This window comes from Dokdonella ginsengisoli, assembly GCF_042652785.1.
GTDB classification, from domain to species: domain Bacteria; phylum Pseudomonadota; class Gammaproteobacteria; order Xanthomonadales; family Rhodanobacteraceae; genus Dokdonella_A; species Dokdonella_A ginsengisoli.
The window spans coordinates 385,663-400,303 of sequence record NZ_JBHSHD010000008.1; the positions used below are offsets into that span (position 1 = coordinate 385,663).

A 14,641-nucleotide genomic window follows, 5' to 3' on the forward strand; every position below is an offset into this window, starting at 1 on the left:
ACCGTCCTTGGTGCGCTCGCCCATCGGCATCCATGCCTCAGCCTCGGCCGCTGGAGGCAGCCTCGACCTCACCCGCGCCTTCGGCGCGACCTCTCCCGCAAGCGGGAGAGGTAACAGCTACGAGCCGAGCGAGTACCTATCGCCCTGCTACGAATTCAAAGCCGGTTTCTCGCAGAGAGAAGCTTTTCTTATCGAAACGTCAAAACGCCGGCACCACCGCCCCGCGGTACTTGTTCTTGATGAACTCCTTCACCGCCGCGCCGTGCAGCGCCGCGGCGAGCTTCTTCAGCGAGGGCGAATCCTGGTTGTCCTCGCGCGCGACCAGCACGTTGACGTACGGCGTGTGCGAATCCTCGATCGCCAGCGCGTCCTTCGACGGATCGAGCTTGGCGTCGAGCGCGTAGTTCGTGTTGATCACCGCCGCGTCGACCTGGCCGAGCACGCGCGGCAGCGTCGCCGCTTCGAGTTCGCGGAATTTCAGCTGCTTCGGATTGGTCGCAATGTCCTTCAGGGTCGAGACCGGATTGGCCGGATCCTTCAGCGTGATCAGGCCGGCCTTCTGCAGCAGCAGCAGCGCGCGGCCGGTATTGCTCGGATCGTTCGGCAGCGCCACTTTGGCGCCGTCGGCGAGTTCGGCCAGCGTCTTGACCTTGCGCGAGTAGAGGCCGAGCGGCTCGACGTGCACGTTCTCCACGGCGACCAGGTGCGTGCCGCGGTTGCGGTTGAATTCGTCCAGGTACTGCTGGGTCTGGAAATAGTTGGCGTCGATGCGCTTCTCCACCACCTGCACGTTCGGCTGCACGTAGTCGGTGAACACGCGCACCTTCAGATCGACGCCTTCGGCCGCCAGCACCGGCTTGACGACTTCCAGGATCTCCGCGTGCGGCACCGCGGTGGCGGCGACGGTGAGGGTCTCGGCGGCGAATGCGAGCGGCGGGACGAGGACCGCCGCGAGGGCGGCGGCGAGAGCGAGCAGGCGTTTCATGTCGGCATTCCGCAAAGTGAGGCCGGCCATTCTGCCCGCCGCGGCGTGACCGCGGCATGCGACGCGGATGAAACCTCATAACCAGACGTCATGACGCCGTTCAGCGTCGGCGGACCCGCGCGACCAGCCAGTCGCCGAGCATCTGCAGCAGCTGGACCAGCACCAGCAGCAGCAGGACGGTGACGACCATGACGTCGGTCTGGAAGCGCTGGTAGCCGAAGCGCACGGCGAGGTCGCCGAGGCCGCCGGCGCCGATCACGCCGGCCATCGCCGTGTAGGACACCAGCGCGATCGCGGTGACCGTGGCGCCGGCGATGAGTCCCGGCATCGCTTCCGGCAGCAGGGCGCCGAACACGATCTGCCGCGTCGTCGCGCCCATCGCCTGGCAGGCTTCGACGATGCCGCGGTCGACCTCGCGCAGCGCGTTCTCGACCAGGCGCGCGAAGAACGGCGCGGTGCCGACGACCAGCGGCGGGATCGCGCCGGCGACGCCGAGCGAGGTGCCGACGAGCACGACGGTGAACGGGATCATCACGATCAGCAGGATGATGAACGGCACCGAGCGCAGCACGTTCACGACGAAGGACACGATCGCGTAGACGACCGGCTGTTCGAGCAGCTGGCGCTTGCTGGTCAGGAACAGCAGCACGCCGAACGGCAGGCCGAGCACGATGCTCGCCAGCAGCGAGCCGCCGAGCATCGTCAGCGTGTCGAGGCTGGCCTGCCCGATGTCGGCCCAGTCGACGTTGGCGAACCAGCCTTCCGTCACGTCACGTCCTCCACCCGCACGCCGGCCTCGGCGAAGGCGCGTACCGCCTGCGCGATGTCGCCGCCGCTGAGCGCGATGGTGAGCTGGCCGTACGGCGTGTCCTTGATGCGGTCGATGCGGCCGGCGAGGATGTTGTAGTCCACCCCGGTGGCGCGCGCGACGCGGCCGAGCAGCGGTGCGTACGTGGCCTCGCCGCGGAAGGTCAGGCGCACGACGCGCCCGCTGGCGCGCGCGAGGTCGGCGCGCAGCTCGCGTTCGTCGACGTGCTCGGCTTCGAGCACGAAGCGGCGCGTGGTGGCGTGCTGCGGATGCAGGAACACGTCGGCGACGGTGCCGCTCTCGACCAGCCAGCCGGCGTCGAGCACGGCGACGCGGTCGCACACGCGGCGGATCACTTCCATCTCGTGCGTGATCAGCACGATGGTCAGGCCCAGCTCGCGATTGAGCTCGCCGAGCAGCTGCAGCACGGACGCGGTCGTTTCCGGGTCGAGCGCGCTGGTCGCCTCGTCGCACAGCAGCACGTCGGGCCGGTTGGCCAGCGCGCGCGCGATGCCCACGCGCTGCTTCTGGCCGCCGGAAAGCTGCGCGGGATACTTGTCCGCGTGCGCCTGCAGTCCGACGCGGCCGAGCAGTTCGTGCACGCGGCGCTCGAGGTCCGCGCGCGGCGTGCCGGCCAGCTTCAGCGGAAAAGCGACGTTCTGCGCGACCGTCTTGGACGACAGCAGGTTGAAGTGCTGGAAGATCATGCCGATGCGCCGGCGCAGCGCGCGCAGGTCGTCGCCGTCGGCGGACGTCACGTCGCGCCCCTCGATCAGCAGGCGGCCGCCGCTCGGGCGCTCGAGCAGGTTCAGCGTGCGCAGCAGGGTCGACTTGCCGGCGCCGGAATGGCCGATCACGCCGAACACCTCGCCGCGCCCGATGGACAGGTCGACGGGGTGCAGCGCGCGTACCGGCGCAGCGCCGGCGTAGTCCTTGTAGACGCCCTGGAGTTCGATCACCGCCCAATTATAGGCACGCCTATAGACACGCCACGCACGCGCCCATCGGCGCGGCGCAGCGCCGCTCAGCCGCCGTCGAAACCGTCGGCGAAGACCGTGTCGTCCGGCGCGATCACCACGTTCGCCTCGCGCACGATGTCGTGGCTGAGGCTGCCGGCCGGATCGTCGCGTCCCCAGTACAGCTCCACCGAGGTCGCCGAGGCGCCGACCAGCGGATGCGGCTCGACGTCGTCCTGGTCGGGCGTGTCGGTGATCGCGATCGTCTCGCCCCAGTTCACGCCGTCGACCGACCGCCGCACGACGAGATCGAAGCCGCTGCCGGCGGCACGGATCCAGAACAGCGCGAAGGCGCCGTCGGGCATCACCACCGGCAGCGAATCGTGGTGGTTGCCGGTGACGGCGAAATCCTGCGCCGCCGCGCTCCAGTCGCGCACGTCGGTGGTGGTGCGCACGTACAGGCTCAACGCGCTGTTGCCGACCTGGTAGCTCGCCAGGTAGAGCCCGTCGCTCTCGCGATAGGCGATGCGCGGCAGCTGGCCGGAGGTCGCGATCGGCGTGCGCTGCGTGTCCCAGGTCGCGCCGCCGTCCTCCGACTGCGCCACGTACACCGCGCCGCCCAGGCGCTGGTAGCTCATCGTCAGGCGGCCGTCCGCGTGCCGGATCACGTGCGGGTTGACCTCGCCGCCGCCGGCCCAGCCGAGGTCGACCTGCGCCTGCTCGGCGAAGGCGATGCCGTCGCCGCTGGTCGCGCGCCAGATGCGGTAGCTCGACGTGCTGCCGGTGCCCTTGAGGTAGAACAGCGCGTAGTCGCCCGGCCCGAGCTGCAGCAGCGCCGGATGGCGCTCGTTCGCCGCGCTGGCGACGATCGGCGCCGGCGCGCTCCAGCTCGCGCCGTCATCGCTCGAGCGCGTCAGCCACAGGTCGCCGGACAAGGTGCCGGCGGCCAGCCGCTCGAACACGACGATGCGCGCGTCGTCGTCGGCGGAGCGGATCACCGAGGCCTGATAGTCCGTCTCCGGCCCGCTCGTCACGTTCTCCACCGCCGCGCCGGCGGCATTCGCCGCCACGGCCAGCGCGCACGCCAGGCACCGTCGTTCAAGCATCGCTCCCTCCTTCCGACAGCCGCCGCCGCGGCATGCCCTGCATGACCAGGCTGAACTGCACGCCGCTGCCGTCGGCGAGATTGCCGGCCGCCGCGGTACCTCGATGCAGCTCCGTCACCAGGCGCACGACGTACAGGCCCAGTCCCAGGTGCGGCGTCTCGCCGGCGCGCGCGCCGCGTTCGCGCACCGACACCAGCGAATCGAACAGGCGCTCCTGCATCGCCGCCGGCAGCAGCGGGCCCGCGTTGGCGACGCGGATCGTCGCGCCGCCGCCCTCCCCGCGCGCCAGCGACAGGGCGATCCAGCCGTCGGCCGGTGCGAACGAGCAGGCGTTGTCGAACAGCTTGTCCAGCGCCTGCGCGACCAGCTCCGGCGCGCCGTGGAACGGCACCGGCGCATCGGGCAGATCCAGACGCAGCGTGCGCGGCGCGGCCAGCGCGCGATAGCTCTCGGCGCAGCCGGCGACCAGCGCGCGCAGGTCGAAATCCTCCGCCTCGGCGCCGGCGATCGCGCGCTCGATGCGGTTCGCCTCGCTCATCGCGCGCACGATCGCGCCGAGGCGGTCGGCGCCGTCGCGGGCTCGCGACAGATACGAACGCGCCTCGTCCGGCAGCGCCTGGTGCTCGAGGTTGTCCAGCGAGGACTTCACGATCGCCAGCGGCGTGTTCAGCTCGTGCGAGAGCTTGGAGGCCAGCGTACGCAGGTAGTCGGTGTAGGCGCCGACCTCGTCGAGCAGCTTGCGGAAGCTGCGTGCGAGATCGCCCAGTTCGTCCGGGGAATCGGCCAGCGGCATCGGGCCGTCCAGATGTCCGGAGGTGCGCACCGCGCGTTCGGCCGCGTTGCGCAGGCGGCGGATGCGGAACGACAGCGAGGCGCCGAACACCAGCAGGATCGCGCCGGCGATCGCCAATGCGGCGAGAGTCGCCACGGCGAGGCCGACCAGGGCGCGGTTGGCCAGCAGCGGCAGTGCGCGGCTGGCCTGTTCCAGCACCAGCGCGCCGCGCGTGCCGCCGGCGCCGCCCAGCGGCACCGCCGCGGTCAGCACGACGACGCCGGAATAGGCGCTGCGCCAGCTGGTCGCCGGCACGCCGGAAAGCGCCTGCCAGACTTCCGGCGCGTCGAGGCGCGGCGCGTCGCCGCCGAGCTCGGCCGACCCGCCCGGCGGCGGCGCGATCAGGCCGCGGTAGATCAGGCCGGCGAACCAGCCGGCTTCGTCCGTGCGCGGCGCGGCCGGCGCATCGACCCGGCCGGCATCGGCGAGCAGCCAGCCGTCGGCGGCGACCAGGCGCGCGCGCGCGTGCTCGGGCACCAGCGGACGCAGCGCGCGCGCGGCGTCCTCGTCGTAGCCGAGCAGCGCGCGCGGCTCCGACGCGACCGCATCGGCGACGGCCGAGTCGTGCACGGCCAGTCCCATGCGCTGCGGCTGCACGCCGTGCGGCAGGCGCAGCTCGATGCGGTAGCCGGAGCCGTCCTCCTGCCAGACGCCCGACAGGAATTCAGGCAACTGGCCGTCGGCTTCTGTTGAAGAGTGCGGCCATGGATGGCCGCTTTTTGACTCTTCGCGCTCAGGAACGAGCGCAGAAGTAAACCCTCCGGGCGCGGCGCTGGCGAGCCGGTAGCGGCGCGTGCGGCCTTCCTGCGTCAGCGTCAGGTCGACGTAGTCGCTGATCGACACGCGCGGATCGCGCGCGTCGGCGCGTGCGCGCGTCGCGTCGCGCACTTCCACCAGCAGGTACAGGTCGCTGCCCTGCCGCGCCAGCAGCGCGCGCAGCTTCTGCGCGTCGCCGGGCGGACCGAGCGCCTGCGCGTACGGCCGCAGCGCCGCCCAGTCGTCGGCGTAACCGTCGACGGCGATCGGCTCGTCCGCGCGCTGCACGTACAGCACCGGCCCCGCCGCGGGCGGCTCGACGCGACGCGCCTCCAGCGCCTTCGCCAGCATGCCGGCCGACGCCAGCAACGCCTGCTCCTGCCCCTGCCGCAGCAGCGCCTCGGTCTGCTTGACGAACTGCCAGCCGGCCCAGGGCAGGGCCAGCGTCGACAGCGCGACGAGCAGGAGTTTCAGGCGGAGGGACATGGGGGGCCGGGATTGGGGATTGGGGAAACGGGATTGGGAAAAACCCGCGGTATGAAGTCCTGTTACGTCGATCGGAGATCGCGAAGATCACGCGAACGCGGCCTCGCTCTTTCCCAATCCCCAATCCCCAATCTCAGCTCTTCCACCGATACCCCGCCCCGTGCACCGTGTCGATCGCGTCGAAGGCGGGGTCGATGGCGAGGAACTTCTTGCGGATGCGCTTGATGTGCGAGGTGATCGTCGCGTCGTCGACGACGACCTGGGCGTCGCGCATCAGCTGGTCGCGGCTCTTAACGTGGCCGGGGAAGCGCACCAGCGTGTGCACCATCCAGAACTCGGTCACGGTCAGCGGCACGTCGACGTCGTTCCAGGTCACGCGCATGCGCTCGGTCTCCAGCTTCAGCGGCCCCTGCACCGCCACGCTGTCGGCAGCGGCGGGCTTCTTCAGCGCCTCCATGCGGCGGAACAGCGCGTTGATGCGCGCGGCGAGCTGGTGCAGCGAGATGTCCTTGGCGAGGTAGTCGTCGGCGCCCAGGCGCAGGCCGGAGATCACGTCGAAGTCCGAGTCGCGCGCGGTCAGGAACAGGATCGGCAAGGTCGCCGACTTCGCGCGCAGGCTGCGGCACAGCTCGAAGCCGCCCTCCGGCTCGTCGCCCAGGCCGACGTCGATGATGACCAGCTCCGGCAGGCGCTGCGCGAACGCGAGCTCGGCCTCGCCGCGCGAGCCGTAGCCGCGCACCTCGTAGCCCAGCCGCGCCAGTGCCTCGGAATAGTTCGCGCGGATCAGGGGTTCGTCTTCGACGATGGCGATGTGACGTGGCATGGGCGGCTCCGGGAAGTGGCGGCCAGCTTACGCAGCGCTCGCCGGCGCGCGCAACGGCACCGGCGCGTTTGCCACGAGTTCGCCACAAACCGTCGCCGTCGCGCCCGCCACGCGTCACCGCCGCAGCGCCGCGACGTCCTGCAATGCGCCCGAACCCCGGCCGAGGAGGCGACGCGATGCGCAAGACCCTGGTGATGTCGACGGTACTGCTGTTGTTGCCGGCCTTTTGCGCCGCGGCCGGCGACGGCTTCGGCGGGGTCAGCGCGCGCGACGCGCAGGGCCGCGAGTTCGAGCTGGTCGCGCTGTCCAGCGAGGTCGACTACTCGATCGGCGGCCTGGTCGCCGAGGCGCGCATCCGCCAGCGCTTCACCCATCACGGCGACGGCTGGATCGACGCGACCTACCTGCTGCCGCTGCCCGAAGGCGCCGCCGTGCACGATCTGCAGCTGCACGTCGGCGGCCGCACCGTCGTCGGCGAGATCCGCGAGAAGGAACAGGCGCGCAGCGAGTTCGTCGAGGCCGCCGCGAGCGGCCGCCGCGCGAGCCTGGTGGAGACTTCCCGCGCGCAGCTGTTCCGCACCACGGTCGCCAACGTCGGCCCCGGCGAGACGATCGAGGTCGACCTGCGCTGGTGGCAGCCGGTCGCCTGGCACGACGGCCGCTTCGCGCTGACCCTGCCGCTGACCTACACGCCGCGCTTCGAGCCCGCCGCCGCCAACTCCGACGCACCGCAGGGCCGCGCCAATGCCGACGACGCGCACGCGGCGCAGGCGCCGACGGTGCGCCTGAACGTCGCGCTCGACGCCGGCGTCGCGCTGGCGCGCATCGACAGCCCGACGCACGCGACGAAGATCACCGGTTCGGGCACGCAGCGCCACGTCGAATTCGCCGACGGCGCGGTGCCGGCCGACCGCGACTTCGTGCTCGAGTGGACCCCGGCGCTCGGCGCCGCGCCGACCTCGAGCGTGCTGCTGGAGCGCTGGAACGGCCACACCTACGCGCTGGCCATGCTGCTGCCGCCGGCGCAGTTGCCCAATCCGCTGCCGCGCGAGCTGATCCTGGTGATCGACACCTCCGGATCGATGGAAGGCGCCTCGCTCGGACAGGCCAAGGCGGCGCTCGATCTGGCCTTGCAGTCGCTGCGCCCGGGCGACCGCTTCAACGTGATCCAGTTCAATTCGGTGGTCGAGCCGCTGTTCGACGCGCCGGTCGCGGCGACCCCCGACGACGTGCGCCTGGCCCGCGAATGGGTCGCCGCGCTGCGCGCCGACGGCGGCACCGAGATGATTCCCGCGCTGCGCCGTGCGCTGGCCGATTCCGGCCGCGCCGGCTACGTACGCCAGGTCGTGTTCGCCACCGACGGCGCGGTCGACGACGCCGGCGGCCTGTACGCCTCGATCGAGGACGGACTGGGCGCCTCGCGCCTGTTCACGATCGGCATCGGCAGCGCGCCGAACGCGCATTTCATCGAACGCGCGGCGACGCTGGGACGCGGCAGTTCGGTGGTGGTGCGCCGCCTGGAGGAGGTCGGCGAGCGCATGCGCGAGCTGTTCGCCCGGCTCGACCAGCCGGCGCTGCGCGATCTGGCGCTGGAATGGCCGGGCGCGGCGGAAAGCTACCCGCAGCGCCTGCCGGACCTGTACGCCGGCGAGCCGCTGCTGGTCGTCGCGCGCGTCGACGAGCTGCGCGGCGAATTGAAGATCGCCGGCGCGAGCGCCGACGCGCCGTGGAGCGCCGCCCTGCGCCTGGATCGCGCGACGCCGTCCGCCGGCATCGCGCGCCTGTGGGCGCAGCGCAAGTCGGACGACCTGCAGCACCGGCTCGAACGCGGCGCCGACGCCGACGCGACGCGCGCGGCGATCGTGCAGCTGGCGCTGGAACATCACATCGTCACGCCATACACCAGCCTGGTCGCGATCGAACGCACGCCCTCGGCGCCGGCCGACGCCGATGTGAAGGCGGTGCGCATCGCCAACGGCGCGCCGGAAGGCAGCGTCGGCTTCGCCGCCACCGCGACGCCGGCGACGCTGGAGGCGCTGCTCGGCCTGGTGCTGCTGGCGCTCGCCGGCATGCTCGCCTTCGGCCATTCCCGCAAGACCTCGCCTGCCGCCATTGCCGCTTTCGCGGGGATGACGGACTCGTCCAGGGTTTGCGTCGGCTCGCACGCCTCGCGCCGGCGCTTCGGCACCGAGGTCGCGTGAACATGCCGCGGCGCCGGCTCGCCCTCGCGCTGGCGGCGCTGGCCGCGCTGCCGCTGGCGCATGCCGGCTGGCTTCACGCCAAGGCGCAGCTCGCGCAGGTGTTGCTCGAACGCGCCTGGCGGCAGGCGCAGCATGACGGCGGCCAGCCGCGGCCGTGGCCGTGGGCCGACACGACGCCGGTCGCACGCCTGCGCGTGGCGCGGCTGGGTGTGGATCGCATCGTGCTCGCCGGCGATTCCGGCCGCACGCTCGCGTTCGGTCCGGGTTGGGCGCCGGGCAGCGCGCGTCCCGGCGAGCACGGCGTGGTGCTGATCAGCGCGCATCGCGACACGCATTTCTCGTTCCTGCGCGAACTGGCGCCCGGCGACCGCATCGCGCTCGACGGCGTGCGCGGTTCGCGCCGCTACCGCGTCAGCGACGCGGCGGTCGTCGATTCGCGCGACGGCGCGGCCTCGACGCCGGCCGGGGCCGACGGCCTCGTGCTGGTCACCTGCTACCCGTTCGACGCGATCGTCCCGGGAGGGCCGCTGCGCTACGTCGTCAGCGCGGTCGCCGAGGAGGATGCCTCCGATTTGCCATCAACGGTCGCCGAACCGCCCCGGCACCCGCGCGCGGCGGCCATCGCCGCGCGCTGAAATGCAATCGCACCACACCAGGAGGTCCGCCATGAACCCCGATCGCCCCGATCCGAACGCCGAACTGCACACGCGCGAGCCGATGCGCGTCGTGTTCGCCCTCGCCGCCCTGCTGCTCGGCCTGCTCGCCTCCCTCCACTGAAGGATTGCGCTATGAATGCCCGTGTATTGGACATCCTCCGCTCGGCGAAGCCGCGTTCGCCGTTCCGCCGCGATCCGGCCTTCGACGATCTGGGCGACTCGTTCTGGCTCGGCGGCGAGGCTCAGGTCGCCCCGTCGGCGCTGGCGGGCGCCCCCGCGAACCGGCGCACGCCGGACGACGACCTCGACGATCCGGAGTGGCTGGTCATCTGACCGCCGCACTGCACCGCTTGCTGCACCCGCGCCGGGACCGTCCCTCTCCCCACCCCTCCGGGGCCCGGCGCGGCCTTTTTTTCTCAGGCAGCGATTTTTCAGGCGGCGATCGCCGCCATCATCTTCGCCACCACCGCGCCGTAGTCCTTCTCGTTGAAGATCGCCGATCCGGCGACGAAGGTGTCGGCGCCGGCGCGCGCGATCTCGCCGATGTTGTCCGGCTTGACGCCGCCGTCGATCTCCAGCCGGATCGCGCGGCCGCTGCGGTCGATGCGCTCGCGCACCTCGCGCAGCTTGTCCAGCGCGGACGGGATGAAGCTCTGTCCGCCGAAGCCGGGGTTCACGCTCATCAGCAGCACCAGGTCGATCTTGTCCATCACGTAGTCCAGATAGGACAGCGGCGTGGCGGGGTTGAACACCAGGCCGGCGGTGCAGCCGGAACTCTTGATCAGCTGGATCGTGCGGTCGACGTGCTCGCTGGCCTCCGGATGGAAGCTGATGTTCGTCGCGCCCGCCTTGGCGAAGTCCGGCACGATGCGGTCGACCGGCTTGACCATCAGGTGCACGTCGATCGGCGCCGTCACGCCGTGCTTGCGCAGTGCCTCGCACACCAGCGGACCGATCGTCAGGTTCGGCACGTAATGGTTGTCCATCACGTCGAAGTGCACCCACTGCGCGCCGGCGGCGAGCACGTCATCGACTTCCGCGCCGAGGCGGGCGAAGTCCGCCGAGAGAATCGAGGGGGCGATGACGGGGGATTGCTTGGCCATGGCGGCCTCCGCTGGAAAGTCGAAAGTACCCTAGCGGCAAGCATAGCCGCGAGCGCCGCGGCATGTCGTCGCTGCCCGCCCGCGGCTCACTTCAGCCCACGCTCGCCCTTGATGCGCTCGTAGGCCGCGTTGATCTCCCGCGCGCGGTCCTCGGCGCGGCGCTTCAGTTCGTCGGGCACGTCGCCGAGCTTGTCGGGATGGTGCTGGCTCATCAGGCGGCGGTAGGCCTGCTTGATCTCGCGCTCGCTCGCCGCGCGCCCGATACCGAGCACGGCGTACGGATCGACCTCGGACGGACGCCGCGCCGACGGTCCGCGCGGGCCCTGGCCGCGCGCGCCCGCCGTCGCGTGCGCGTAGCCCTTCATCGCCGCCAGCGCGGCCAGTTCGTGCTCGCCGACGCCGAGCGACGCGCACAGCCTGCGCACCAGGGCGAGCTTGGCCTGGGTCGGCGCACCTTCGGCGTGGACCAGGTCGAGCAGCAAGTCGAGCACGATGAAGGCGAGATCGCGGCGGCCGTGACACCAGGCCTTGAGATCGGCGATCGCAGGACCGGCGTCGAAGCCGGCCTGCTTGCCGGCGGTGAAGCGCTCGATCGCCGCGCGGCGCTGGTCGCCGTCCAGCCGCAGGCGCGCGATCAACGCCTCGGTCGCGGCGATCTCCGATTCGGACACACGGCCGTCGGACTTGGACAGCGCGCCGGCGAAGGCGAACAGCGGCTCGATGAAGCCGCGTCCCATCGACGGCGGGCGCAGGCGGACGACGGCGTTGTCGTAGAAATGGCCGAGCGTGACGCCGATCAGCACGCCCATCCAGTTGCGGAACAGGAGCAGGCCGAGCAGCGCGCCGACGAGCTTGCCGACGATGCTCATCGGACCGGCCCCCGGTCGCGCAGGGCAATGTTGGCGGATCGTGCGGACGACATCGCGAGCCCAGCGGGAAAGGGCGCGGATTCTAGCAAGAGCGGTCCGCGGCGCCGTTCAGGCACGCCGGCCGGGCAAAAATTTTCACCGCCGCGCCGCTACAATCGCAGGCCGCGCTTCGATCCGGAATCCTTCGTGCCGACCGTCCTTTCGCATTCGACCCTGCCCGGCCTGACCCTGCTCCACCGCGGCAAGGTGCGCGACGTCTACGCGCTCGGCGCCGACGAGCTGCTGATCGTCGCCAGCGACCGGCTGTCGGCGTTCGACGTGGTCCTGCCGGACCCGATCCCGGGCAAGGGCGAGATGCTCACGCAGATCTCCAACTTCTGGTTCGGCCGCACCGCCGCGCTGATGCCCAACCACCTGACCGGCAAGTCCGTCGCGGAGGCGCTGCCGGCCGGCGTCGACCTGGCGCTGTACGAGAAGCGCAGCGTGGTCACGCGGCGCCTGAAGCCGGTGCCGGTCGAAGCGATCGCGCGCGGCTACCTGATCGGCTCGGGCTGGAAGGACTACCAGGCCGGCGGCACGGTCTGCGGCATCCGCCTGCCGGCCGGGCTGCGCCAGGCGGAAAAGCTGCCAGAGCCGATCTTCACGCCGTCGACCAAGGCCGCCCTCGGCACGCACGACGAGAACATCGGCTTCGACCAGGTCGTGGCGACCATCGGCGCCGATCTGGCCGAGCAGGTGCGCGTGGCGACCCTGGCGATCTACCGCCACGCCGCCGAGTACGCCGCCGAGCGCGGCATCCTCGTCGCCGACACCAAGCTCGAATTCGGCACCGACGCCGACGGGCGGCTGTACGTGATGGACGAGATGCTGACGCCCGACTCCTCGCGCTTCTGGCCGGCCGAGGAATACCGCGCCGGCACCAGCCCGCCGAGCTACGACAAGCAGTTCGTGCGCGACTACCTGGAAACGCTGGACTGGAACAAGCAGGCGCCCGGCCCGATCCTGCCGCGCGCGGTCATCGAGGGCACCGCGGCCAAGTACGCCGAGGCGCTGCGCCGGCTCGCCGGCATCACGATCGACTGAAGCCGCCGTCGCGATGGGCTATCTCTACCTCGCCGTCGCGATCCTCGCCGAAGTCGTCGCGACCTCGGCCCTGAAGGCGGCCGAAGGGTTCACCCGGCCGCTGCCGTCGCTGCTGGTCGTCGCCGGCTACGGCACCGCGTTCTACTTCCTCTCGCTGGTGCTGCGCACGCTGCCCGTCGGGGTCGCCTACGCGATCTGGTCCGGCGTCGGCGTGGCGCTGATCGCCCTGATCGGCTGGGTGTTCTACCGGCAGGCGCTGGATGCGGGCGCGATCGCCGGCATCGCGCTGATCGTCGCCGGCGTCCTCGTGATCCAGCTGTTCTCGCGCAGCGCGGCGCACTGAGTCCGTCGCGCGGGTGGCGTGCTGCGGCGCTCCTTTCGCGGCGCGCGCAGTCGTTCTAGATTCGGCCGGTGCGGGCCATGCGGGCCCGTACGGTTCCAATGTGCAGGAATGCGCTTTCTCCACATCCCGTGAGTTCCGTTCGAGGACCGCCCTCATGCGCAGCGTCAACGACTGGTTCGACAGCTACAGCTCCGACCACCAGAACCCGACCAACCGGCTGATCCACTGGATCTGCGTGCCGGCGATCCTGTGGGCGGCGATCGCCTTCCTGTGGCTGGTCCCGGTGCCGGCCTCGATCGGCCGTGCGGGCCTGTGGAGCGCCCTGGTGATGGTCGGCGTGCTCGCGTTCTACTGGCGCCTGTCGCGCCCGCTCGGCGCGGCGATGATCGTGCTGTTCGTGCTGCTCGCCCTGCTCACCGAGGCGCTCTACCGCAGCCTCGGCCCCGGCGACCTGCTGTGGCTGGCGATCGGCGTGTTCGTCGCCGCCTGGATCGGCCAGTTCATCGGCCACCTGATCGAAGGACGGCGGCCGTCGTTCTTCACCGATCTGCAGTACCTGCTGATCGGCCCGGCCTGGCTGATGGGCAAGTTCATGCGGCGCGTGGGCCTGGCGTATTGAAGAGGGCCCGGTTTCGAGGCGGAGCCTAGTTCGCCGGTTTCACCTGCACGCTCATCGCGTGGAAGTCGAACGTGACGACGCTGCGGGCGAACAGCGCGTTGCCGGCGGTGGCGTCGAACAGTCCGTCCGGCTGCCGCAGCGTCGCGTTCGCGTCCGGGACGTACAGCCGCTTCGGCGAGAGCGCGCGGCCGCCGAACGCGAGCCTGGGCATCGGCAGCGCACGCAGCTCGACGCCCGAATCGGTGTAGGGAAAGAACTCGGACTTGGCGTCCTTCGCGACGAGGCCGAATGACTCCGCCGCCGTGCCATAGACCAGCAGCGTGCCGGTGAACACCGTGTCGATCCGCGTGCGCAGCGGCTTGCCGTCGAGCGTGAAGCCCGAGGCGACCAGGGTCGGCGGGCCGCGCTCGCCGAACGTCGTCCGCCGCAGCGACGCGACGCCTTCGCCGCGCTCGGGCACCGGCCCGGTGAGCGCGGCGGAGATGCGCAGGCGGTGGCGCGGATAGTCGATCTCGAGCACGCGGTCCTTGAAGAAATCGACCGCGATCGAGCCGTCGACCGGCGGGCGGTGCTCGCCGAGCAGGGCGCGGTCGAACACGAAGAAGCTGCCCTGCGCCTGCAGCGCGCCGAGCGCGACGCGATGCTCGCCGCCGCTGTAGATGCCCGACACCGCGTCGGTGCCGCGCTGCACCGGCTGCAGCGTCCAGTTCAGCTCGCGCGCGACCTCGCTGAGCAGGGTCGAATTCGCGTTGCCGGTGTCCAGCATCAGGCTGCGCGGCCGGTTGCCGTCGAGCGCGACGTCGATGCAGATCAATCCTTCGCAGTCGCGGAACGGCAGCTCGGCGACGAAGGCGGTTTCCTTCTCCGCGGCGAAGGCGGCGGACGAAGCGCCGACGAGCAGCGCGAGGCAGAGGCGACGCATGGGGGACTCTCCACGGCAAGGCAGGCCGCGAGCATGCCGCAACGGCGCTGAACCGCAAAAAAAACGCGCCGTTCGTGACGAACGGCGCGCGGA

15 protein-coding genes are annotated in these 14,641 nt (G+C 71.3%); 6 read left to right on the forward strand and 9 right to left on the reverse strand.

The annotated features are described in order from the left end of the window. Positions 1-199 precede the first annotated feature (199 nt). From ACFO6Q_RS12010 to pdsR, 6 genes are all read right to left on the reverse strand, one after another. Positions 200-985 (reverse strand): MetQ/NlpA family ABC transporter substrate-binding protein, encoded by a 786-nt coding sequence (locus ACFO6Q_RS12010; RefSeq protein ID WP_380021317.1) that lies wholly within the window; start codon positions 983-985, stop codon positions 200-202. A gap of 100 nt (positions 986-1,085) precedes the next feature. Continuing rightward, a complete protein-coding gene (locus tag ACFO6Q_RS12015) occupies positions 1,086-1,754 on the reverse strand; it encodes a methionine ABC transporter permease (protein WP_380021319.1) in 669 nt (222 codons plus the stop codon). Further along, positions 1,751-2,752 carry a methionine ABC transporter ATP-binding protein gene (locus ACFO6Q_RS12020; protein ID WP_380021321.1) on the reverse strand — a complete coding sequence of 334 codons (1,002 nt, stop codon included), beginning with the start codon at positions 2,750-2,752 and terminating at the stop codon, positions 1,751-1,753. The genes ACFO6Q_RS12015 and ACFO6Q_RS12020 overlap by 4 nt, the downstream gene beginning before the upstream one ends. 65 nt (positions 2,753-2,817) lie before the next feature. Further along, positions 2,818-3,855: an exo-alpha-sialidase gene (locus ACFO6Q_RS12025; protein ID WP_380021323.1), complete on the reverse strand. Its 1,038-nt coding sequence runs from the start codon at positions 3,853-3,855 to the stop codon at positions 2,818-2,820. After that, on the reverse strand, positions 3,848-5,929 hold the full coding sequence (locus ACFO6Q_RS12030; protein ID WP_380021325.1) for an ATP-binding protein: 2,082 nt from the start codon (positions 5,927-5,929) through the stop codon (positions 3,848-3,850). The genes ACFO6Q_RS12025 and ACFO6Q_RS12030 overlap by 8 nt, the downstream gene beginning before the upstream one ends. A gap of 133 nt (positions 5,930-6,062) precedes the next feature. After that, on the reverse strand, positions 6,063-6,752 hold the full coding sequence (gene pdsR, locus ACFO6Q_RS12035) for a proteobacterial dedicated sortase system response regulator (RefSeq protein ID WP_380021327.1): 690 nt from the start codon (positions 6,750-6,752) through the stop codon (positions 6,063-6,065). Positions 6,753-6,928: 176 nt separating this feature from the next. On the opposite strand from pdsR, the gene ACFO6Q_RS12040 reads away from it, so the two are divergent. From ACFO6Q_RS12040 to ACFO6Q_RS12050, 3 genes are all read left to right on the forward strand, one after another. Continuing rightward, the gene (locus ACFO6Q_RS12040) at positions 6,929-8,953 is read left to right on the forward strand and encodes a marine proteobacterial sortase target protein (protein ID WP_380021329.1); all 2,025 of its coding nucleotides are present in this window, start codon (positions 6,929-6,931) and stop codon (positions 8,951-8,953) included. 2 nt (positions 8,954-8,955) lie between these two features. After that, entirely contained in the window at positions 8,956-9,588 is a 633-nt protein-coding gene (locus ACFO6Q_RS12045; protein ID WP_380021407.1) for a class GN sortase, read from the forward strand. A 153-nt stretch (positions 9,589-9,741) separates the two neighbouring features. Then, positions 9,742-9,942, forward strand: coding sequence for a hypothetical protein (locus ACFO6Q_RS12050; protein WP_380021331.1), 201 nt, complete (start codon positions 9,742-9,744; stop codon positions 9,940-9,942). 98 nt (positions 9,943-10,040) lie between these two features. On the opposite strand, the gene rpe is transcribed toward ACFO6Q_RS12050, so the two are convergent. Both rpe and djlA read right to left on the reverse strand, forming a co-directional pair. Continuing rightward, positions 10,041-10,712 (reverse strand): ribulose-phosphate 3-epimerase, encoded by a 672-nt coding sequence (rpe, locus tag ACFO6Q_RS12055; RefSeq protein ID WP_380021333.1) that lies wholly within the window; start codon positions 10,710-10,712, stop codon positions 10,041-10,043. Positions 10,713-10,798: 86 nt separating this feature from the next. Beyond that, on the reverse strand, positions 10,799-11,581 hold the full coding sequence (gene djlA / locus ACFO6Q_RS12060; RefSeq protein ID WP_380021335.1) for a co-chaperone DjlA: 783 nt from the start codon (positions 11,579-11,581) through the stop codon (positions 10,799-10,801). Positions 11,582-11,767: 186 nt separating this feature from the next. Between djlA and ACFO6Q_RS12065 the strand changes: the two genes are divergently transcribed. From ACFO6Q_RS12065 to ACFO6Q_RS12075, 3 genes are all read left to right on the forward strand, one after another. After that, positions 11,768-12,664, forward strand: a complete 897-nt coding sequence (locus tag ACFO6Q_RS12065) for a phosphoribosylaminoimidazolesuccinocarboxamide synthase (RefSeq protein WP_380021337.1) — start codon at positions 11,768-11,770, stop codon at positions 12,662-12,664. Between the two features lie 13 nt (positions 12,665-12,677). Further along, a complete protein-coding gene (locus ACFO6Q_RS12070) occupies positions 12,678-13,007 on the forward strand; it encodes a DMT family transporter (RefSeq protein ID WP_380021339.1) in 330 nt (109 codons plus the stop codon). 154 nt (positions 13,008-13,161) lie between these two features. Next, positions 13,162-13,626: an Mpo1 family 2-hydroxy fatty acid dioxygenase gene (locus ACFO6Q_RS12075; RefSeq protein ID WP_380021341.1), complete on the forward strand. Its 465-nt coding sequence runs from the start codon at positions 13,162-13,164 to the stop codon at positions 13,624-13,626. Positions 13,627-13,651: 25 nt separating this feature from the next. On the opposite strand, the gene ACFO6Q_RS12080 is transcribed toward ACFO6Q_RS12075, so the two are convergent. Next, on the reverse strand, positions 13,652-14,548 hold the full coding sequence (locus ACFO6Q_RS12080) for a hypothetical protein (protein ID WP_380021343.1): 897 nt from the start codon (positions 14,546-14,548) through the stop codon (positions 13,652-13,654). Positions 14,549-14,641: the final 93 nt, after the last annotated feature.